The following is a 20252-nucleotide window of genomic DNA, read 5'->3' on the forward strand; positions in this document are numbered from 1 at the left end:
GTTCACCTAGTTTCTCAATGCCAATGGATAAAATTAAATAGAAGGAGTAACCATGACATTAACAAACAGCTTACATTTAATTGAACACTACAACCGTCTCTATGGTTTCGATTTGTTGGATGCTTACGACCACTGTGTCTTGGTCTTGACCAAGTTCGCCCTCTTGGACCAGGCTAAGAATCAAGATTCCCGTCAAGTTGAGGCAGCACTGGCGGATGCCTATATTGCCCTAGTGATGATGGCGGACTCCTATGCCCGGGTGGGAGACTTAAGCGGAAAAGGCCGAGAAGACCTACCTGCTCTTGAACAAGCTTTTACCGCTTTGGCCTTGGATGTGAGTTTTGACCGGGATTTGACGCCGGCTTTAAGTGATTTAGTGGCCCACTTATGGCAGGAAGCGGAAGGCTTGGGTCTTGAGTTGGGACAATGTTTGATTTGGCGGGTGGCTGACTTATTGAATACGGAGGAGATGGATTATGCGGCAATGGGTTAAGGATTTTATCGTGGCGGTTTTAGCGATTTTACTTTTTCAATTACGGGGCTTTCTGGTCTCTTTTGGGATGATCGTTCCCTTGCTCCTCTGCGCGACTTTAGCGGTTTTGGTGATGGCCCTCTATGAAAGCGTTAAGGATTAAAAGAGGGAAAGTCGCGTCCCTCAATGGTGTGATGGTGCCGGTGATAGTAAGCAAGAAAGGAAGACAGCATGAGACTAGACAAATTATATGCCGACCGCTTGTTGCGTGAATTTGAAGCCCTGATCCATAAAACCCTGGCCGACTTAAATATTAGGAAGTGTCACGGCGACTACCAGGACTATGCCCAAGAATTACGGCTCAAGCTTCTAGATGTGGCTGAGCGCTTCCAAGGCCAGCCCTTGGGTGAAGACCGCTACCGCTTTGTGGCCTATGCCGGCCGCTACTTGCGCTGGTGCTTACTGGACCTCTTGCGCCAGACCAGCCGTCTGCCCCAACTAACTCTGTCTGAGAACCAGGATTTCTTAACTGATTCCGAAGAAGCGGCGGATTTTGAACTGGGCGCCACAAACTTCCTCGAAGCTGCCCAAGAAATCCTGTCAGACCGTGACTACCAGCTAACCCTAGCCTTGGCGGAACCCGACTTTTCCATTACTGATATCGCCCAAAGTTTTGGCGTGGCTAGGAAAACGATCTATGCTTGGAAGCAGCGCTTGGTTGAGAAACTCCAACCCTTGAAGGGATTACTGGAAGAATAAGTTTTAAATGAAGAATGTTGATGAGCTCACCCTGGGGTGGGCTTTTTTAGTGCAAGTTAAAAAATTCGCTTTTGAGGTAACACTTGGTCCGTCTCAATTCGTCTATAGGGTGTAGCTAGCTACTAATAGAAAAAAGGAGTGATTGGAATGCAAGAATTTATCGATAACAAGTTAGTGGTCAAGGTGACCAACTTTGAGACCGACAAGGAAATTAAGACCACCTTCAATGACCTAGTGGAAAAACCTGCCATTGAAGCCATCTACGCCGTCCGTGACGCGGTGGGGAGTTTGACTAAGGATCCGGTGACGGAAGTGGAAACCGTCTGCCGCCATGTCTATGTTTAATAAATCGTCGTCAAAGTAAGGAGGAAAAATGATGCCAAGCCAAGAAAATTTCAATTTAGAGCTCTTGTTCAAGACTGAAGAGGGCAAAACCAAGAAAGTAACCATTAAAGAACCCAAGGAAGATGTTTCTGCTGAAGTGGCTCAAGCGGCGCTCGCTGCCATTGTGGACGCTGATATCTTCGCCAATGAAGACGGCTTTGATCCCTATGCCCAAGCCACTGGCGCCCGCTATGTTCGCCGGACCGTGACCGATATTTACCAAGTCGAAGCTTAAGTTAGGGATTGACCTCCCAAGCCCTGCCTAGCGGGGCTTTTTTTATGAGAAATAACTGAAAATGAGATGACAAAAAGGATATAAAACGAGGAGAAAGGAGTGGAGGGCATGACAGCGATTGAAATGGGCGGACTGGCTAGCGCTTTTGTGGCCATTATCACCCTGGTCAGTAAGATTATCCAGTTAATTACTGCCATCCAGCGCCTGATTACCCGCCTGGACGTGATGGCTTCGGAGTTGAACCAGCAAAAAGACCAGCAGAAGAGTCTCAGTGACCGGATCCAAGTGGCGGAAAACACACTAATGGAGACCGCCTTTCGCTTCCAAGCTGTGGATAAGAAGTTGAATCATTTAGTGGATTGGTTAAAGGAGATGAGTGAGGAATGCGTTTAAGTAATCAGACCTATGACCGGCTCAAGTGGCTGGCCTTGGTCTTTATGCCAGCTCTTAGCGTCTTAGTGAAGGGCTTGGGCGAGGCTTATGGCTTTGTGGGGACCGATTTAGCGGTCGTGACCTTGAATTTACTGGCGGTCTTTTTAGGGTCGCTCTTGCAGTTTTCCAGTGAAGACTACCACAAGGGAGGTGGGAGCTATGGTTACCGCCCAACAAGTGCTTAAAACGGCGCAAAAGTACCTGGGCATGACTATGGGGTCGGTGGCTCATCGGGCCATGGTCGACCGCTATAACCGGGTCTGGCCCCGGCCTGTGGGCTATGTGGCTAAGTATAGTGATGACTGGTGTGATATTTTTGTGACCGCTGTGGCTGATGAAGTGGGCGCTTCGGACTTGATCGGCCGGGAGTGCGGGGTCCAACGCCATATCCATGTTTTTGCTGGTTTAGGGATCTGGCTGGGCCGGGTTTTCCCCCAGGCTGGGGACATTATCTGCTTTGACTGGGACGGGGGCGGTTTTGCTGACCACATTGGCTTTGTTGAGGCGGTGACGGGGTCGACCATTACCACCATTGAGGGCAATGCCAGCCGCCGGGTTGCCCGCAACCGCTTTGCCTGGAATGATTGGCGGATCAAGGGCTATGCCCGACCTAAGTACGGCAGTCAGGCCAAGCGAAGGGAGAAGACCGTGGACCAACTAGCGCGTGAAGTCCTGGACCGCAAGTGGGGCAATGGAGCTGACCGGGTGCGGCGTTTAAAGGCGGCTGGTTATGACGCAAAGCTGGTTCAGGACCGGGTTAATGAACTTGTGGCAGGGCGTGATCGTGGCGAAATGGATGTTGAGCCGCTGGCAGTAGGAGCTTCGGTGCGGGTCGCTGACTGGGCAACGCACTGGCAAACGGGTCAGCGGATAGCGGACTGGGTCAAGGGACAGGTCTTTGTCGTGATGGAGCGAAAAGAGATCAACCACCCGCAAAGTGACTGGGCCTATTTGTTGAGTAACCGGGGGATTGCGATTGGTTGGTTGTTGAGCCAGGATGTGAGTGAATAGGAGAATAGAGATGGTGAAAGCAGCCTGGTGGGGGCTGCTTTTTTTGTTTGCTTATATATTTAAGAAAGAGGGTTTTACTGTATCTAATTTAATGTTGAAATCCTCTAATTGATAATCTAAGTCATCTAACAGTATTTCCAAAATAATATAGGCTGCACCTTTAACATAGATTTTAAGAGCAAATAACTGAGTATCACTTAATTTTTCATCATGATGATTATAATAGTACTTCTTACTCAAGGAAAAGAAATTATCCGATACATATCTAAGAAATTCATTAGGATTGTGTTTGTAATAATTTAAAATCATAGAGCGATATTTATCTTTTAATAATAATTCCCCGTGTAAATACATAATTTCATAATATGTTTTATTTTTTGAATTTAGAAGAATTTTATCAGCATGGTATTGATAAAAAGAAATGACTAAGTCATCGATATTCTGAAAAAAGCGGTAAAATGTTGTTCGCGATATGTTAGAAAATTCACAAAAAGATTTTACTGTAGCGTCTTTGCAATTGTCATCCAAGTAATCTTCAAAGCGGTTAAAAATATAGAGACGCGTTTTCATCGTAATCAACCCCATTTAATTTATTTGTGATTGAACATTTAAGGCGAAATGTTCATATTTGTAACATCTGAAACCATGTGAAGCTTTACACTTTTTGTGCTTATATTATCATTATATCTATAAAGAAGAATGTTATGAAGGTATTTAGAAGATCATAGATATATTGGACGACGGGCTGCTCAAAGTGCTTATGAAAATAAGAATGGCAAATAGTTATTTTAGGAGGTATATATATGGACACTAAAGTGATGAATGATAAGCATCAAGCGATCGATGAGACCTATGAAACAGATATTTTGGTAGTAGGTGGTGGGATATCTGGTTTAGCTGCCGCTGTAGAAGCTGGCCATCAAGAAGGTATAGAAGTTCTTTTAGTAGAATCTAATGCTTACTGTGGTGGAAATGGAATGGGCGTTGAGGGGATGCTCGGTGTGGATTCAGTTATGCAAGAAGAAGCAGGTATCCATTTAGATCCAGTCGAATTGATTGGCTACGAACACCAGCAAGCCCAATATACACCAAACGGTTCTTTATGGTTAGATTTAATTTATAACTCAGCAGAAAATGTGCAGTGGTGCCTTGATCAGGGAGTGGAATACGACAAGGTAGATGACTATCATGGAACATGTGTAGCGCCAACTTTCCACTGGTTTAAAGGCGGAGTTGCCTCCAAGGGTTATGTTCCTCAAATGAAGAAAAAGGCAGAGGAATTAGGGGTTAAATTTCTATTAGAAACTCCAGTCACTGACCTCATTGAAGAAAACGGAAAAATTGTTGGTGTCTATTCGAAGTCCAAGAATAAAAACATTCAAATCAATGCTAAGGCTGTCATCTTAGCTACTGGTGGTATTGGCGGCGATAAAGACTTAGTTCATCGTGCGGGCTGGAAGTTAGAAAATACGGTATTAACAGGTATGCCTAGCGTTAAAGGGGATGGCTATAAATTAGCTATGAGCGCAGGCGCTATGGATACCATTACCAACTCCTGTCAGTTAATTGTGAATTATATCCAAGCTTTACCATATGAAGGTGTTTACCCACACTATGATGAATTGAATGGAATGATGGGGCTACCTGCAGGAGGGCCTTTCTTGTGGGTAAACCAAGATGGAGATCGTTTTGTTAATGAGAATATTCGTCAAACAAATATTATGTTACAGTCACTAGCAATTAACAGTAATAAAGTAGCTTACATGATTTTTAATCAAGAAATATATGATGACTTTACTAAAGATATTGAAAACGCTAAAGAAGTTTTAGAAAAAGCTGTAGAAGAAAATAAAGGGAATTCTTTATATAAAGCGGATACCTTTGAAGAGTTAGCAGAAAAAGTTGGCTTGCCTAAGGAAGAATTCTTAAAAACGGTCGAACATTATAACGAGATGGCTGAAGAAGGAAAAGATATTGATTTCGGTAAAGAAACAGATAAGTTAATACCAATCAATGGGGGGCCATATTATATTGCACGTTTAGACTTTAACTATATCGTCGGTATTGGAGGGATTGGTAGTAATAAGTGGTTTGAAGTCATTGATGACCAATATGATCCAATTCCTGGCTTATACGTAGCAGGGATGGATACTGCTATGCAATATCATGACGTTTATACAATCAATGTTGGTGGATCAGCCTGTGCCCATAATGTTAACTCAGGGCGGACTGCTGTGAAGAGAGCTAAACAATATATCGATTCTTTATAATGAGGTGTTTAAATGTTAAAAAATGGATCTTATGAGGCTTCTGCAAAAGGTCAAATGAATGATATAACTTTAGAAGTAATCGTTAATAATAATAAAATTGAAAATATTAAAATTATTAAAGCTGATGAAACTCCTGGGATCGGTGATATTGCTTTAGAAAGAATTCCTAAAGTAATCATTCAAGAACAGTCTGTAGAGATTGATACTGTTTCTGGTGCTACAGTGACTTCAAATGCCGTTATATCAGCAGTGACGGAAGCTTTAACAGAAGCGAAAAAATAGAATGTCTTACAACAAGAATAAATATTTTTCTTTGGTGCCTAGAAGGGTTAAAGCTACTTTTTAGGCACTTATTTATTACATAAAGGTTATAAATATTCTTGTTCGAGTTCGTTTCAAGCGAATGGACAAACGATAGAAATCGCTTTCTGAAAGAGTTTTCTTTATAATGAATATATTACTGAATATTTGAATGGAGGAATGTAAATGTTTGATTTATCCAATCGTGTGGCTGTAGTGACTGGAGGCGGGACCGGTATTGGTAAGCAATTTGCTACCGCCCTAGCTGGTCAAGGGGCTAAGGTAGCGATCTTATCCCGCCGCCAAGAAGTCCTTGATGAAGCGGCCAAAGAAATTGAAGAAAAAACCGGATCCGAAGTCTTTCCGATTTCAACCGATGTGACCGACCCTGAATCCATCAAGGAAACCCACCAAGCTATCTTAGATAAGTTCGGTAAGGTAGATATCTTAGTCAATAACGCTGGTGGCGGAAATAATGCGCCGCTAGCTGAAATTACCGATGAAGCTTGGCACAAGACTTTTAACTTAGACGTGGACGGGATGATGTATATGACCCGTGAATTTGGGGCCAAGATGGTCGAAAATGGCTACGGACGGGTGATCAATGTAGCATCAATCCTCGGTTTTGGTGGTCTGCCAGAACTGCCTATTATTGATTATGCTTCCGCCAAGGGTGCGGTGGTCAACTTTACGCGGGCAGCGGCAACGGAATGGGCCACTACTGGTGTAACGGTCAATGCCATCGCCCCAGGTTTCTTCGCGTCTGAAGCCAATAACCCTGAAGCCATGGAAGCCATGAGTGACTTCATCGAACTGAGAACACCGATGAAACGTCCAGGTAAACCGGGCGAATTAGCTAGTGCTGTGGTCTTTTTAGCCGCTGATGAGTCCACCTATGTAACTGGGCAAATTGTTGGCGTTGACGGCGGCTGGACGGCGATTTAGTCTGTTGAATAGTAAGGATGAATGCTAGCAGGGCTTGATAAAGGCTCTGCTAGCTTTTTTGTTTGTATTATGCAAGTCAAATTAATACATATTGTTTTGTATTAATATGTAATTTATTTTCTGGATTTACCGTTACTAGTTGAAATTTATTTTCATAAGCATATAATTAGAAATGTAAGCGTTTTTAAAAGATAGGAGAAAAGATGTTTGGGTTTTCTGTTTATTTAAATAGTGATTTAAGTCATGAAGATAGAGCATATATTAGAAACATGAAACAGGGAGGTTTTAAAGGAGTTTTTACTTCGATACAGATTCCAGAGGAGAATCAAGAAAAGTATTTCAAACGGCTGCAAGATTTAGCTAGCCTTTGTAAAACGTTACAGCTTAGTTTAATGGTAGATATGTCATTAGCTTCATTAGAGAAGATTGGCATCAGTTTGGACAAGGTTGAAGTTTTAACTCAATGGGGAATTACTGGCATACGATTAGATGATGGCTTTTCTAACGAAGTCATTGCCAAATTGAGTCACAAAATTCAATTAGGGATAAATGCTTCAACTATTGAAGAAAATGATATTAAGGAAATTATTGCCAACGGAGCAGATAAAGAGAATATCGCTGCTTGGCATAATTACTATCCTCGTACTTATACCGGACTCGGTGAAGATTACTTTATACAAAAAAACCACCTATTTCATCAGTATGGTTTAAAGGTGCAAGCCTTCGTTTCTGGAGATCAACCCTATCGTGGACCGGTATACCAGGGTTTACCTACCCTTGAAAAGTTAAGAGGGAAGAAACCTTTTATGGCTAGTTTAACTATGCTCAAACAATATCATGTTGACCAGGTTTATCTAAGCGATCCTTATTTATCAAACCAAAGTTTAGAACAATTTTCCTATTATATAAAAGATGGAATTATTCTCTTACATGGCTCTTATGATGATAATTATAAAAGCGCTAAGGATCCCTACTTTCAAGAGGTTCAGATTTGTCGTCCAGATATTAGTGAATATGTAGTCAGGAGCCAATATGCTAGAGGAAAAATCACAGAGACAATTGCCCCCTCCAACCAAACCTTTCGAAACAAAGGGAGCATCACGGTCGATAATCACTTAGCTGGTAGGTATGAAGGTGAATTTGAAATAGTAAAGAAAGAACTACCTAGTGACCCTTCTGTCAATGTGATCGGATCGATTGCTTCAGAAGATATTTCCTTAATTCAATTTATCGGCAGTAAGCAAAAGTATTTAATTCAATGGAGGTGAGCTGATGTCTAAGAAAGACTTAGCAAAATTAACTACAGAAACAAGAAATAGGGCTACTCGCAATCTAGATAAGCTATCTGTTTTGGAAGTTTTAAAAATCATGAACGAGGAAAACAATATAGTCCAACGCGCTATAACCCAAGTTTTGCCCCACATTGAGGAAGCCGTTCAAGTGATTGTTGACTCTTTTAATCATGATGGACGCTTAATCTACATGGGGGCTGGAACTAGTGGGCGACTTGGAGTTTTGGATGCGGCAGAATGTGTGCCAACTTTTGGAACTTCTCCAGATATGGTGGTAGGCCTCATTGCTGGAGGTGAACAAGCAATGACTAAAGCCGTTGAAGGCGCTGAAGATGATGAAGAGCTAGGAGAAAATAACTTAAAGAATATTAATCTAAGACCGCAAGATACCGTAGTTGGAATTAGTGCCAGTGGGAGAACACCTTACGTTATTGGTGGTTTAAAGTATGCCGATCGGATAGGTGCTAAGACAATTGCCCTTTCTTGTAATGAGGGATCGGTAATTTCTGACTTTGCCAAGACACGTATCGAGGTTGTGGTCGGCCCAGAAATACTGACGGGTTCTACCCGATTAAAAGCGGGAACAGCACAAAAACTAGTTTTGAATATGTTATCTACCGTTTCAATGATACAAATTGGTAAAGTTTACCAGAATTTAATGATCGATATTAATGTCACCAATGAAAAGTTAGAAGACCGAGCGACAAGAATTATAAGTAATATTACTGAAGCTTCTTATGAGCAGGCACACGAGGCATTAGTAGACAGTCATTTTAACGTGAAGAATGCGGTCGTGATGTTAGCTGAAAAAGTTTCTTTTGAAGAATCTCAAAATTTACTCCAAAAAGCAGATGGTTTTATATACAAAATTATTGAAGGCGAGGCTAGGAAAAAATGAGTAAAGAAGAACACTTAGCGAAGAATATTTTTGAACAAATCGGTGGGAAGCAAAATACAAATAAAATCTATAATTGCATGACACGGATTCGGATAGATATTAAAGATTTTCAAGCAGTGAACTTGTCAGCCTTGGAAGAAGTGGAAGGAGTCTTAGGTCTAGTCAAGGACGGTAATACGCTCCAAATTGTTGTAGGCCCTGGCACCTCACAAAAGGTTGCTGATAAAATGAATGAACTAAGTGGGATTTCTCATACGGAGAGTATCGATGAAAACCTTGATCCCCATTTGACCAGTAATCGTTCTCAAGCAGAAGAAATTGCTGACCAAAATAAGAAGATTTATAAAGAAAATAATAAACCTTCATATTTTAAATCCTTTACTAGTACCATAGCGAGCGTTTTCGTGCCCTTAATTCCTGCTTTCGTAGGTGCTGGTATTATTGGCGGGATTGCTTCTGTATTTCAAAACCTTATTACTGCTGGTAATTTAGATGCGGCAACCTGGGGTAGTGCTGTAACTATACTAAATATTATCAAAAATGGTCTCTTTGCCTATTTAAATATTTATGTCGGTATCAATGCTGCTAGAGTATTTGGTGCCACTGAGGGTTTAGGGGGAATCGTCGCTGGTATTATTTATCTTACTGGAATGACTCCAGAAAATCCCTTAAAAAATATATTTACCGGGCAACCCTTAGCTCCAGGGCAAGGGGGGATTATTGGCGTACTTTTAGCGGTATTCCTACTTTCAATTATTGAAAAACAATTGCGTAAGCTAGTACCGGACTCGTTAGATATCATCGTTACTCCGACTCTTTCTTTATTAACGGTGGGCTTAATAACGATCTTTTTAATTATGCCAATAGCCGGTTGGGTTTCGGCTGGCTTAGTAGGTGTTGTGAATTGGGTACTTAATGTTGGTGGTGCCTTCAGTGGCTTCATCCTAGGCGCCTTCTTCTTACCGTTAGTGATGTTTGGACTACACCAAATACTCACGCCAATCCATATTGAAATGATCAATGCAACTGGATCCACACAGCTCTTGCCAGTATTGGCGATGGCAGGTGCGGGTCAAGTTGGAGCTGCTTTAGCCCTATGGCTTAAATGTCGTCGTAATGGCCAATTAGTAAATATTATTAAAGGGAGCTTACCAGTTGGTATTTTAGGTATTGGTGAACCTTTGATTTATGCCGTAACGTTACCTTTAGGACGTCCTTTTATCACTGCATGTATTGGTGGTGGTATCGGAGGTGCTGTTGTTGGAGGAATAGGCAGTGTTGGTGCGACAGCGATTGGCCCTAGTGGTGTCGCATTGATTCCATTAATTGCTGATGGAAAATGGATGGCTTATGTTTTAGGCTTACTCGCTGCTTATGCTGGAGGCTTCGTGGCGACTTACTTTTTTGGTGTGCCGAAAGAGGCGCAGAATGCTGATTTATTTAGTAAAAATGATAAGATCATGGAATGATAGTCATGTCTAATTATTTTTTACTAGGTATTGAAGAAAAATTAACTAAGTTGTCGGGATCTGAAGCTCAGGTCGGAAAATATATTATTGAACATGCTGATGACGTCATTCAAATGAATGTCAATGAACTCGCCAGAGAGTCTGGTACTAGTACCTCTACTGTGGTACGCTTTTGTCAGTCTATTGGACTGAAGGGCTATTCGCAGTTAAAAATAAAACTGTCTTCAGAGAGTCAATTAGTTGTTGAAGAGGGACTAACGGATATTAAACCTGGGGAAAATTTAGAAAATATCAAGACGATGTTATTGCAAGAGTCTTATTATAATTTTAGAGAAACCAGTCAATTAATTAATGAAGATGCTTTAGATAAAATTATTCATCTGATGATTAATGCACCAATTATTTATTGCTATGGTTTGGGGGCTTCACATCTTGTCGGTGAAGATTTAGTGCAGAAATTTGCTCGAGTAGGAAAAACAATATTAAATTATGAGGATTCCCACCAATTGGCTTCAGCCATGGGAACGGCCTTTAAAGATTCTCTTTTTCTTGCCATTTCTTATTCTGGTCAAACCCACGAAGTGATTGAATTAGCTAATCTGGCTCATGAATTAAATATCAAAGTCATTGTGATGACATCAAAATCAGATAATAACTTACAAAAACAAGCAGATTACCAGCTCTTAGTCGCTCAATGTCGTGAAGCGCCTCTGCGTGCTGGAGCAACGATCTCCTTACTGAATCATCTATTCTTAAATGATATCTTATTCTTATATTTCTTATCGACTACGTATGAAAAAACTCTTACTAGTTTAGAAAACAGTCGCCATGGAGTAGAGGAGCTAGTGAAGATACGTCATCAGAAGTGATTCAATAAATTTTTAGATATAATACATATAAATAAAAAGCTATGAATATTATATTTACTTCTCTAGGGGTATGAGGAGTAGATATTGACATAGCTTTTTGGTGTTTTAGCGGTTAAGAAATTATTTCATTCAATGGTGTTTTATTTTATTATAATATATAGTTTTGCTGATAAAGATTAACCCAGCCAGGTGATTCATATGCTCTCTCTAAGAAAAACTTTTCATAAACATAAGCTGCTGCTTCGACTCCTATCCATGACCTTTACTTTAGTGATTGTTACCTTATTGATCATGTTCTTTATTTTAACCCGGTCCAGTAAGCAGACCTTTGTCGACTCTCAAGCGGACATGTTGTTAAAAGTGGGGCATGAAATTGCGGACGATTCCTTCGTTCAGTCCTCTGCTGAAGACACGCATTTTTCCCAGCAGATCATCGATTACGCTTCTGCTGAAGAAGCTCGTTTTGGTTTGGATTATGTAGTTATTATGACTAAGGATAGTACTCGGCTAACCCATCCTAACCATCAATTAATTGGGAGCCCTTTCCAGGGTGAACAAGACCAGTACGATGCTCTCAATGGCAAATCCTATACTCGAGCGGGGCAAGGGCCAATGGGGCGGTCCATGCGTGCCTTTGTGCCTATTTACAATAGTGATAACCAAGTGGTAGGGGCAGTGGCTTTAGGGATCATGTTGCCCAAGTTAAATCTTTTATTTGATCAGGCGACCCAGTCTTTAAGGCTATCCGTCCTGGTGGCATTCCTGGTAGCGGGGGCCATGGCTGTCTGGCTAGCCTATTCCTTAAAGAACCGCATGTTGGGAATGGAACCTGAAGAAATCGCCCAGGTAGTGGAAGAGCGCAATGCCATGTTTAATTATACCGATATGGCTATCCTAATCACCGATCCAAAGGGAAAAATCCGTTTTGAGAATAATAGTGCGATTAGCTATATTGGTAACTATCTCAATCAAGACTATTCTACGATTTTTCCCGATTTAAAAGTAAAGAACAAGGCTTTTATGTCTTTGATTAAGTCGGTTAACCAGGATGAATATGTCGCTTCGGTGGCGCCAATTATTGTCAACCAGGAAAAGCGTGGCTATCTCTTTATTTTGCGTAATGCCTTAGAAGTGATTGATTTAGTTAACCAATTGGAGAATTCCCACTATTTTGCCAAGCAATTAGTCAAGCAGAACCACGATTTTCTTAATAAGGTCCATGTTATTTATGGTTTGAGTGATCTCGGTGAATATCAGGAATTAAAGACCTATTTAAAAGATTTAATTAGTGATAAGAGTCACTTCAATCAGAATGTGCAGTTATTGATTAACAATCCCACCATTGCAGGTTATTTACTCCTAGGGGCTAATCATTATGCCATGTACCGGCGGATTACGGTGAAGAATGAGATTCCGGAAGCGCAAAATTTCAATCAAAATAATGAGTGGCTGAAGATTGCTAATGCGCTAGAAGCCCGATTGAATGCACTCGAATCCCAAGTGACCATTGAAATTGAATTAGCCTATGAAAATGACCAGCTTGTGACGGCTTTCTATGTTTATCCTGATCAGGGCTCTTACCTTGAAGTGGGGCAAAACTTAGAACAAATAACAGCGGATCTAAAGCAGGTAGAGATCAGTAACAATGGAAAGTATTATGTTTTAACTTATCAAGTGAACTATGGAGGTTAAGTGATGTATAAGGTAATGCTTGTTGAAGACGACCGCATGGTGCAGGCGATTAATCAACAATATGTGGAAAAGCTGGATGATTTTCAAGTGACTGGAATCACGGAAACCTATGAAGGGGCCCTTGATTTATTAGAAAAAGAACACTTCGATTTGCTCTTAATTGACGATTATTTGGGCGAGTCGCAATGTCCTGGCTTGCAACTAGTGGAATATTTAGTCACCTGTCCTGACCACCCCGGGGTGATTATGCTAACTGCTCAAAATGCTAAGTCAGCTATTCAAAAGGGTTTAAATTTAGGGGTACAGGACTATATTCTCAAACCCTTTACCTTTGAACGCTTAGAAAGTAGTTTACTCCGTTTTAAAAAGGAAAGAGAATTATTAAATCAAGAGGAGGAGATTGACCAAGATACCTTGGACCAATTATATGGTTATCCGGATGACCTAGGCACTGACAGTCGTTTAGCGGACTCCGCTAATATGGAAATGAGTGACAGTATCGAAAAGGGCCTTACCTTTTCTACTATGGAAATCATTGCCGCAGCCATTGAAAGCCAGAATTGTGAATCCTTTACCATTCCTCAAATCACTAAAAAAACGCAATTATCCCATGTGACCGTGCGTAAATATATCCACTATCTGGTTAAGAAAGGCTATCTGAAGACCTTCCAGTACTATGGAACAACCGGGCGGCCTACCATTCATTACCAGCAAGTTCACCCCTTGGATAGAAGTTTGTGAAAAAGCTCTTAAATTACTTAAATAACTTTCATTTAATTAAATAATATTTTCTAGCTCCTCATTGTCAACTAGAATTCACATATAGAGTTTATCGATAAGTTCTTGTGAATTTTTTATTAAAGAGGAGCTATTTTTATGTCTTTTGGTGAAATATTGATAGCTACCCTGACAAATATGAAGTTTATTTCGGCGATTACTTCGACGATTGGAATTATCTTGATTGGTTATATTTGCCGGCGCCGTGGCGTCTTTAACCAACATGTTTCTAAAGTCTTGTCAACGGTAGTTCTAAAGTTAGCGATTCCATGTATGGCCTTCAATGCCTTTATGCAAGATTTGAATGTCCAACAACTCCACCAAAGTATGAGTGTCTTGGTATGGGGTCTATTAATTTATTTAGTTTTTATTGTTATCACCCGTCTCACTTATGCTCGTTATGAGGGGGACACGAAACTGGTTCTACGGATGTTAACCATCTTTGGATCAACCACTTTCTTTGGGATTCCGATCGTATCTGCGGTTTATGGGGCTGACGGGGTCATTTACGCCAATGTCTTTAATATTGGTTATCGGATCTTCTTATATTCTTACTGCTATATCTTGATGAGTGGCTTGCAATTTAAGAAGAGCAACCTCAAAAGTATTTTCCTCAATCCTACCATTCTGTTTACCTTGGCGGGTTTACTGATTTGGGCTATGCAGGCTTATCTGCCTCATGTCACGGTGGAAACTCTGGCTAAAACTGGGGAAATGGTTGAGCGTCAAGCCCCAATTCTCCGTTTTGACTTAACCCTGCCTTGGTTATACCAATTGATGAACTATTTATCTAAATTAGCTTCACCTTTAGCCTGGTTATCGATCGGGGCTACCTTAGGTGAAAGTGAGCTTGCCGAAGCGGTTAAGGATAACAAGGTGTGGTACTACGCCTTTAATAAAATGTTGATTGTGCCTTTAATTACCTTGGTTTGTGGGGTTTTATTTACCGTTACAAATACCTTACCAATGGACTACGCTGCTATTGGGACCACAGTTGTCATGATGGCAACCCCACCGGCTAGTGTTGCAGTTTCCTACGCCATAGGCTTTGGACGTGAAAGTAAGCTAGCCTCCAACGCTTCTTTTGTTACAACATTGACCGCTACCTTGGCGATTCCAATTTGGTTAGTGGTTATTGAAGTTTTGAAAACTAGTGGCGTGATTTAGAGCGTTAGTTGTTAAAAATGCAAAAACTATAAGAAAATAGAAAAAGGAGAGATTGTAATGACTTTTAAAGTTGCTTGCTACGGGGTACGGTCGAACGAAGTGGATATTTTTAAGCAATATAATAAATATAATTATGACCTGACCTTAATTGAAGACTTACTGACAGAAGACAATATCGAAACTGCTAAAGGCCATGACGCTGTCCTATTAAGAGGGAACTGTGTGGCTAATCGGAGAAATTTAGAACTGCTTAAATCCTGGGGCATTGACTTAGTCTTCACTCGGACTGTGGGGATTAACCATATTGATATGGAGGCTATCCGCGATCTAGGTCAAGTTGTGGCTAGAGTGCCTGGTTATTCTCCTAATGCTATTGCCGAATTATCAGTAACTTTGGCCATGAGCTTATTGCGCAACGTTCCTTATACTACCGAAGCGACAGCCAAAGAATTTGATTTCCGGGTTAAACCGCGCATGTTTAGCCGCGAAGTAAGAAATTGTACCGTAGGAATTATTGGTTGTGGGCGGATTGGTTTAACCGAAGCCAAACTTTTCCAAGGTTTGGGGGCTAAGGTAATTGGTTATGACATCTACCAATCCGATGCTGCTAAAGAAGTGGTTGAATTTAAGGATAGCCAAGATGACTTGTTGAAAGAAGCGGATATCGTAAGTATTCACTCCGCCTATATTGAAGGCGAAAATGATCAGATGATTAATAGTCATTTCATTGAAACCATGAAAGATGACGCTATCTTGGTTAATACTGCCCGTGGGGAACTCCAAGATAACCAAGCCATTATTGATGCTCTCAAGGCGGATAAATTGTATGGTTTTGCAGCTGACGTTTTACCTCATGAAGGGCCAATTTTCTTCCACAACTTTGATCGTTTAGAAGATGTTCCTGATGAAACTGTCCAAGAACTGATTAAGTTGTATCCAAGAGTCTTGTTGACTCCGCATGTTGGCTCTAATACCGATGAAGCTGTGAAAAATATGGTGGAATATTCTATGGATAACTTTGAAGAATACCTTACCACCGGGAAAGTTGCTAATTTGGTGGAGTAGACATAAAGAATAATTATTAAAATATAGGGACCAAGATTACTTCAATATAAGTTATCGCGGTCTCTTTTTATGATTATTTCTGTATTGAAAAAGCATAGTTGATATAACTTTTAATATTTCGTATTTTACCTATTCTGATAATCAATAGAAATCTCCCAACCAATATATAATAAATATCAATGAATAAAAGCGCATTCATTCTTATTTTTAATCAATTCACCATGTATAATAGAATTGACAATGTGAAATATGTAATTTGTGAGAGGAGCAAAAACAATGGGAGAAAACATCCAATTTACTCCAGGGGAATATAAAACAAAGGCTAAGGGTCACAACAGTGCTTTAGATATGGTGGTGACTTTTTCAGATTCAGCCATTAAGTCCATTGATATTGATCAATCTTCAGAGTCAGAAGGCTTATCTGATAAAGTGTTTGAAATCATTCCTCAACAAATTGTCGACTTTCAAACTTTAAATGTTGATACTGTTTCAGGAGCTACGATTTCAAGTCTAGGAATTATCGATGGGGTTTCTGAAGCGGTTAAAGAAGCAGCCGGAGACCAAGCTGTAGAAACACTTAAAAATCGTCCTAAGCCGGTTATTGAGAAATCAACTAAAAGTATTGAAAAAGACGCTGACTTAGTAGTTGTTGGCGGCGGTGCAGCCGGGATTAGTGCTGCACTTAGAGCCTCACAATTAGGGCGCGATGTTATCTTAGTGGAAAAACAAAGTTTCGTTGGTGGGGCTATCTCAATTAGTGGAGGTAATCAAGTCGTCTTCGGCTCACAACTACAGCAAGACTTAGGTGTTGCTAATGATAGTGCTGAATCCATGGTTGAAGATTTTAAAGCCAATGGTAACTATGAAAATGTCGATGAGCTGATTGAACTTTTGGCTAACAATGTTGGGAAAACGACTGACTGGTTGAACCAAGATATCGGGATACAATACGATACAGAAGAAGGTTTACATAATTTACCTGAGTATTCCTATGACCGTGAATTGGCCTATAAAGATGGGGGTCACGGCTTTGCAGCTACTGCTCGGAAAGCTTTGGAAGATAGTGATGTATTAGTTCTCAAGGAAACTCGAGTACAGAAACTCCTTCTCGATCAAGCTGATAGTGTGTCTTCTGCTTCAGTAAGTGGCGGGTCCGCTGATGTTATACCGCAAGTTGTTGGAGTTCAAGCGGTTGCTGAAGATGGTACAACCTATACGATTCATGCTAAACATGTGATTTTAGCTAGCGGAGGGTATGGCAATAACAAAGAACTTCTTTCTGATGAATTGAAAGATGTTCTCTATTATGGACCAGCCTCTTCTACTGGAGATGCGATTAAACTCACTGAACCGGTCGAAGCGGGAACAAGAATGATGCATTATGGAAAAATTTATCCGAATGGTATCGAAGTTTCACCAGGACGGGCCAAGTCGACTATCGGCGGAAATATCCCAGTCTTAAAAATCAATGGTATTTTGGTTAATGATCAAGGAAAACGGGTGATCAACGAAAGAGCTTCTAACCATGAAGTCTTAAATGCTCTCATGCAAGAAGAAAATAAAGTTCTCTATCTATTGCTCGATAAAGAACGCTTTGCTATTTTCCAAGATGGCGTATCTGAAGGCGGTATTTCTAAGAGTGATATCGATCAATGGATAGATCAAGATGGCGAGATGGCACCGCTCTTTGTAAAAAGAGATAGTCTATCTGAATTAGAAGATAAGCTAGGTTTCCCCGAAAATAATTTAGTTGAAACAGTAAAAAACTATAACCAAGCTGTTGAAACGAAAGAAGATCCGTTAGGGCGGGAAGAGCAATTCTTAGAAGAAAAGATTTCCGAGGAAGGACCTTACTATCTCGTTGAACAAAAACCACGCTTTGCGACAACGATGGGCGGTCTCGTGGTAAATGATCAGCTTCAAGTTAAGAATAGAGCTGGAAAAGTCATTCCTGGACTCTATGCAGCGGGTGAAGTTGTTGGTGGAGTCATGGGAACCGACTCCCCGTCAGGCGCTAATAATGCCTGGGCCTTGACTTCAGGGAAATTAGCCGCTGAAGCTGTGGTGAAATAATTTAAAAAGAACTATTAAGTATACAGGCCTCTTCAGTAATGAAGGGGTCTGATTTTCTTAGTAGTCCTTTTTGGTTTATCTAAAGGAAACTTCTTTAATAAATGAGATAAAGTCCTCAACAACAGGGGCATGGTAGATATCGTTACGATAGACCATGTAATAGGAACGTTTATAATTGAAATCTTTTATAGGAAGGATGGCTAAGGGATAGTTGTTGAGGACTTTATTATTTGCAATATAGGCAATACCAAAGCCTTCAGAAACAAGTCCGGCGACTGTTTCGTCTTCATCAACTTCCAAAGCAATACCAATACTATCCTTAATATTTAAATCATGAGTAATCTTATCAATGATCGTTCGCATGCCGGCTCTTTTAGAAAACCACACTTGGGGATAGGCTAGGGTCTCAAAGATATCGACTTCTTCCTTTGATGCTAAGGGGTGGTTTTTAGGAGTAATAAGAACAATGCTTTCCTCAGCAACTTTAATGAAGCTAAGACTAGGATCATTAACGTCAATTTTAGTACAAAATGCCAAATCAGTTTTTTTATTTTGAACACTTTTAATCATTTCCCCACTTAGGCCGTGTGCGTTACTAAATTCAAAACTGATATTTTTTTCTGGGTTTTGATCAATAAATTGTCTGGCTAGACTGGGGACTAAACTACTGAGGACTCTTAGTAAATTTAAACGAATTAGACCTTCGCCATGTCCTTCCTTTTCTGCGTTAGTGATACCAAGATCAAGAATAGCTAATGATTCCGTCACATTTCGAAGAAAGTTATTACCAACTCGGGTTATTTTGACGTTACGCCCGTCTTTCTCAAATAATTGGATGCCCAATTCTGTCTCTAAAGACTTAATAGCATTACTAAGTGTGGGCTGAGTAATACGTAAGTCTTTGGCAGCTAGAGTGTAGTGTTCATACTTAGCCAATGTGACAAAGTATTTTAAGTGATACAGATTCATAACTATCCCTCTTCTTATTGTGCGTAAATTCACTTTATTTTTAGTTATTTATGATTATTAGCGTTATATTTGTTTACACACTTAATTAAGCGATTACAATACTTAGATAACATAATTTCGCTTTTATTGGTGGATAAGTATAATTTACCATTATCCATTCAAAAAATCTATAGATTAGATGCTAATTATCAATTTGTTATTTGTGAATGTGAAAACTATAATTTGTATAGAAAGAAAATTTGAATTTGATAGAGAAAGAGGTTTTACGAATGACAGAACGTTTAGACGGACATACCTTATTAGTTTCCTTACTGGCCACACCTATTAGACATAGTAAATCACCAACGATGCATAACGAAGCCTTTGCTAAGTTAAACCTTCCTTATGCTTATCTTGCTTTTGAAGTGGGGAATGATGAGCTAGCTGATGCTATCCAAGGCATCCGGGCCCTAGGTATCCGCGGTTCAAATATTTCTATGCCTAATAAACAAAAAGTTATTCCTCTATTAGATGAACTTGATGAAAGTGCTGAGTTAATCGGTGCTGTCAATACAGTAACCAATAAAGATGGTAAAGGGCACTTAGTTGGCTATAACACAGATGGTGTCGGAGCCATGAGGGCATTGGCTGAAGAAGACGTTGAAGTCAAAGGCGCTACTGTAACCTTAGTAGGTTGTGGGGGAGCTGGGACGGCCATTGCGGTGCAAGGTGCTTTAGATGGTATTAAGGAATTACATATCTTTAACCAAGATGATGAATTCTATCCTAATGCAGTGAGTGTGGCTGAACGTATCAATCAAAGAACAGACTGCAAAGCCACTGTAGAATACTTAGAAAATCGCGAAGCCCTTAAAGAAGCCATGGATAAAAGTAGTATCTATATTGATGCCAGTGGCGTAGGGATGCATCCACTTGAAAATGAATCCGTTATTACTGATCCTAGTTTCTTACGTGAAGATTTAGTTGTTTTTGATACAGTCTATTCTCCGGCGGAAACTGAATTATTAAAATTTGCTAAGGAACATGGTGTTAAAAAAGCAATTAATGGTTTAGGTATGATGCTTTATCAAGGAGCAGTAGCTTTCAAACACTTCTGCGGTGAAGATATGCCTGTTGAATACATTCATGAATTACTATTTAAGGATAATTAAATGCAACTTTAATGAAGAAAGT

The 20252-nt window shown here is 40.3% G+C and carries 22 protein-coding genes and 1 pseudogene; 21 read left to right on the forward strand and 2 right to left on the reverse strand.

The features are described from left to right. The first annotated feature begins 52 nt into the window (after positions 1 to 52). From JFU01_RS05530 to JFU01_RS05565, 8 genes are all read left to right on the forward strand, one after another. A complete protein-coding gene (locus JFU01_RS05530) occupies positions 53 to 493 on the forward strand; it encodes a hypothetical protein (RefSeq protein ID WP_195856156.1) in 441 nt (146 codons plus the stop codon). Next, positions 477 to 635, forward strand: a complete 159-nt coding sequence (locus JFU01_RS05535; protein WP_195856157.1) for a hypothetical protein — start codon at positions 477 to 479, stop codon at positions 633 to 635. Before JFU01_RS05530 ends, JFU01_RS05535 begins: the two co-directional genes overlap by 17 nt. A gap of 68 nt (positions 636 to 703) precedes the next feature. Beyond that, positions 704 to 1231 (forward strand): sigma-70 family RNA polymerase sigma factor, encoded by a 528-nt coding sequence (locus tag JFU01_RS05540; protein ID WP_195856158.1) that lies wholly within the window; start codon positions 704 to 706, stop codon positions 1229 to 1231. 147 nt (positions 1232 to 1378) lie between these two features. After that, the gene (locus JFU01_RS05545; protein WP_195856159.1) at positions 1379 to 1576 is read left to right on the forward strand and encodes a DUF1659 domain-containing protein; all 198 of its coding nucleotides are present in this window, start codon (positions 1379 to 1381) and stop codon (positions 1574 to 1576) included. A 31-nt stretch (positions 1577 to 1607) separates the two neighbouring features. Further along, on the forward strand, positions 1608 to 1850 hold the full coding sequence (locus tag JFU01_RS05550) for a DUF2922 domain-containing protein (protein ID WP_195856160.1): 243 nt from the start codon (positions 1608 to 1610) through the stop codon (positions 1848 to 1850). 108 nt (positions 1851 to 1958) lie between these two features. Beyond that, positions 1959 to 2243, forward strand: a complete 285-nt coding sequence (locus JFU01_RS05555) for a hypothetical protein (RefSeq protein WP_195856161.1) — start codon at positions 1959 to 1961, stop codon at positions 2241 to 2243. Next, positions 2234 to 2467 (forward strand): phage holin, encoded by a 234-nt coding sequence (locus JFU01_RS05560; RefSeq protein ID WP_195856162.1) that lies wholly within the window; start codon positions 2234 to 2236, stop codon positions 2465 to 2467. Before JFU01_RS05555 ends, JFU01_RS05560 begins: the two co-directional genes overlap by 10 nt. After that, positions 2442 to 3293 carry a CHAP domain-containing protein gene (locus JFU01_RS05565; RefSeq protein WP_232617432.1) on the forward strand — a complete coding sequence of 284 codons (852 nt, stop codon included), beginning with the start codon at positions 2442 to 2444 and terminating at the stop codon, positions 3291 to 3293. The genes JFU01_RS05560 and JFU01_RS05565 overlap by 26 nt, the downstream gene beginning before the upstream one ends. A gap of 51 nt (positions 3294 to 3344) precedes the next feature. Here JFU01_RS05565 and JFU01_RS05570 read toward each other — a convergent pair whose 3' ends face one another. After that, on the reverse strand, positions 3345 to 3863 hold the full coding sequence (locus tag JFU01_RS05570) for a TetR/AcrR family transcriptional regulator (protein WP_195856164.1): 519 nt from the start codon (positions 3861 to 3863) through the stop codon (positions 3345 to 3347). A 233-nt stretch (positions 3864 to 4096) separates the two neighbouring features. Between JFU01_RS05570 and JFU01_RS05575 the strand changes: the two genes are divergently transcribed. The 12 genes and pseudogenes from JFU01_RS05575 to JFU01_RS05630 all read left to right on the forward strand — a co-directional run bounded on the left by JFU01_RS05575 (position 4097) and on the right by JFU01_RS05630 (position 18110). After that, positions 4097 to 5563: an FAD-dependent oxidoreductase gene (locus JFU01_RS05575; RefSeq protein WP_195856165.1), complete on the forward strand. Its 1467-nt coding sequence runs from the start codon at positions 4097 to 4099 to the stop codon at positions 5561 to 5563. A 12-nt stretch (positions 5564 to 5575) separates the two neighbouring features. Beyond that, positions 5576 to 5845 (forward strand): FMN-binding protein, encoded by a 270-nt coding sequence (locus tag JFU01_RS05580; RefSeq protein WP_195856166.1) that lies wholly within the window; start codon positions 5576 to 5578, stop codon positions 5843 to 5845. Positions 5846 to 6049: 204 nt separating this feature from the next. Beyond that, positions 6050 to 6808 carry an SDR family NAD(P)-dependent oxidoreductase gene (locus JFU01_RS05585; protein WP_195856167.1) on the forward strand — a complete coding sequence of 253 codons (759 nt, stop codon included), beginning with the start codon at positions 6050 to 6052 and terminating at the stop codon, positions 6806 to 6808. 203 nt (positions 6809 to 7011) lie between these two features. After that, positions 7012 to 8076, forward strand: a complete 1065-nt coding sequence (locus JFU01_RS05590; protein ID WP_195856168.1) for a MupG family TIM beta-alpha barrel fold protein — start codon at positions 7012 to 7014, stop codon at positions 8074 to 8076. Positions 8077 to 8080: 4 nt separating this feature from the next. Continuing rightward, positions 8081 to 8998, forward strand: a complete 918-nt coding sequence (gene murQ, locus JFU01_RS05595; RefSeq protein ID WP_195856169.1) for an N-acetylmuramic acid 6-phosphate etherase — start codon at positions 8081 to 8083, stop codon at positions 8996 to 8998. Next, a pseudogene (locus tag JFU01_RS05600) lies at positions 8995 to 10419 on the forward strand (PTS transporter subunit EIIC); the annotation flags it as partial. The gene murQ and the pseudogene JFU01_RS05600, both read left to right, overlap by 4 nt. 53 nt (positions 10420 to 10472) lie before the next feature. Next, positions 10473 to 11336: a MurR/RpiR family transcriptional regulator gene (locus JFU01_RS05605; RefSeq protein ID WP_195856171.1), complete on the forward strand. Its 864-nt coding sequence runs from the start codon at positions 10473 to 10475 to the stop codon at positions 11334 to 11336. A gap of 255 nt (positions 11337 to 11591) precedes the next feature. Further along, positions 11592 to 13028, forward strand: a complete 1437-nt coding sequence (locus tag JFU01_RS05610; RefSeq protein ID WP_195856172.1) for a Spo0B domain-containing protein — start codon at positions 11592 to 11594, stop codon at positions 13026 to 13028. Positions 13029 to 13031: 3 nt separating this feature from the next. Beyond that, positions 13032 to 13769 (forward strand): response regulator, encoded by a 738-nt coding sequence (locus JFU01_RS05615; protein WP_195856173.1) that lies wholly within the window; start codon positions 13032 to 13034, stop codon positions 13767 to 13769. 135 nt (positions 13770 to 13904) lie between these two features. Then, positions 13905 to 14972, forward strand: a complete 1068-nt coding sequence (locus tag JFU01_RS05620; protein WP_195856174.1) for an AEC family transporter — start codon at positions 13905 to 13907, stop codon at positions 14970 to 14972. Positions 14973 to 15029: 57 nt separating this feature from the next. Continuing rightward, positions 15030 to 16037, forward strand: a complete 1008-nt coding sequence (locus JFU01_RS05625; protein WP_195856175.1) for an NAD(P)-dependent oxidoreductase — start codon at positions 15030 to 15032, stop codon at positions 16035 to 16037. Positions 16038 to 16313: 276 nt separating this feature from the next. Further along, positions 16314 to 18110 carry an FAD-dependent oxidoreductase gene (locus JFU01_RS05630; RefSeq protein ID WP_195856176.1) on the forward strand — a complete coding sequence of 599 codons (1797 nt, stop codon included), beginning with the start codon at positions 16314 to 16316 and terminating at the stop codon, positions 18108 to 18110. Positions 18111 to 18185: 75 nt separating this feature from the next. Here JFU01_RS05630 and JFU01_RS05635 read toward each other — a convergent pair whose 3' ends face one another. Then, the gene (locus JFU01_RS05635) at positions 18186 to 19079 is read right to left on the reverse strand and encodes a LysR family transcriptional regulator (protein WP_195856177.1); all 894 of its coding nucleotides are present in this window, start codon (positions 19077 to 19079) and stop codon (positions 18186 to 18188) included. 269 nt (positions 19080 to 19348) lie between these two features. On the opposite strand from JFU01_RS05635, the gene aroE reads away from it, so the two are divergent. Further along, a complete protein-coding gene (gene aroE / locus JFU01_RS05640) occupies positions 19349 to 20230 on the forward strand; it encodes a shikimate dehydrogenase (RefSeq protein WP_195856178.1) in 882 nt (293 codons plus the stop codon). Positions 20231 to 20252 lie beyond the last annotated feature (22 nt).

The organism is Aerococcus sp. Group 2 (genome assembly GCF_905125285.1).
GTDB lineage: Bacteria > Bacillota > Bacilli > Lactobacillales > Aerococcaceae > Aerococcus > Aerococcus urinae_E.

Coding starts and splice junctions, on each gene's coding strand:
- JFU01_RS05530 (WP_195856156.1), top strand. CDS start 53: ATGACATTAACAAACAGCTTACATTTAATTGAACACTACAACCGTCTC.
- JFU01_RS05555 (WP_195856161.1), top strand. CDS start 1,959: ATGACAGCGATTGAAATGGGCGGACTGGCTAGCGCTTTTGTGGCCATT.
- aroE (WP_195856178.1), top strand. CDS start 19,349: ATGACAGAACGTTTAGACGGACATACCTTATTAGTTTCCTTACTGGCC.
- JFU01_RS05540 (WP_195856158.1), top strand. CDS start 704: ATGAGACTAGACAAATTATATGCCGACCGCTTGTTGCGTGAATTTGAA.
- JFU01_RS05580 (WP_195856166.1), top strand. CDS start 5,576: ATGTTAAAAAATGGATCTTATGAGGCTTCTGCAAAAGGTCAAATGAAT.
- JFU01_RS05570 (WP_195856164.1), bottom strand. CDS start 3,863: ATGAAAACGCGTCTCTATATTTTTAACCGCTTTGAAGATTACTTGGAT.
- JFU01_RS05560 (WP_195856162.1), top strand. CDS start 2,234: ATGCGTTTAAGTAATCAGACCTATGACCGGCTCAAGTGGCTGGCCTTG.
- JFU01_RS05550 (WP_195856160.1), top strand. CDS start 1,608: ATGCCAAGCCAAGAAAATTTCAATTTAGAGCTCTTGTTCAAGACTGAA.
- JFU01_RS05590 (WP_195856168.1), top strand. CDS start 7,012: ATGTTTGGGTTTTCTGTTTATTTAAATAGTGATTTAAGTCATGAAGAT.
- JFU01_RS05620 (WP_195856174.1), top strand. CDS start 13,905: ATGTCTTTTGGTGAAATATTGATAGCTACCCTGACAAATATGAAGTTT.
- JFU01_RS05605 (WP_195856171.1), top strand. CDS start 10,473: ATGTCTAATTATTTTTTACTAGGTATTGAAGAAAAATTAACTAAGTTG.
- JFU01_RS05610 (WP_195856172.1), top strand. CDS start 11,592: ATGACCTTTACTTTAGTGATTGTTACCTTATTGATCATGTTCTTTATT.
- JFU01_RS05630 (WP_195856176.1), top strand. CDS start 16,314: ATGGGAGAAAACATCCAATTTACTCCAGGGGAATATAAAACAAAGGCT.
- murQ (WP_195856169.1), top strand. CDS start 8,081: ATGTCTAAGAAAGACTTAGCAAAATTAACTACAGAAACAAGAAATAGG.
- JFU01_RS05565 (WP_232617432.1), top strand. CDS start 2,442: ATGGTTACCGCCCAACAAGTGCTTAAAACGGCGCAAAAGTACCTGGGC.
- JFU01_RS05585 (WP_195856167.1), top strand. CDS start 6,050: ATGTTTGATTTATCCAATCGTGTGGCTGTAGTGACTGGAGGCGGGACC.
- JFU01_RS05625 (WP_195856175.1), top strand. CDS start 15,030: ATGACTTTTAAAGTTGCTTGCTACGGGGTACGGTCGAACGAAGTGGAT.
- JFU01_RS05545 (WP_195856159.1), top strand. CDS start 1,379: ATGCAAGAATTTATCGATAACAAGTTAGTGGTCAAGGTGACCAACTTT.
- JFU01_RS05575 (WP_195856165.1), top strand. CDS start 4,097: ATGGACACTAAAGTGATGAATGATAAGCATCAAGCGATCGATGAGACC.
- JFU01_RS05635 (WP_195856177.1), bottom strand. CDS start 19,079: ATGAATCTGTATCACTTAAAATACTTTGTCACATTGGCTAAGTATGAA.
- JFU01_RS05615 (WP_195856173.1), top strand. CDS start 13,032: ATGTATAAGGTAATGCTTGTTGAAGACGACCGCATGGTGCAGGCGATT.
- JFU01_RS05535 (WP_195856157.1), top strand. CDS start 477: ATGCGGCAATGGGTTAAGGATTTTATCGTGGCGGTTTTAGCGATTTTA.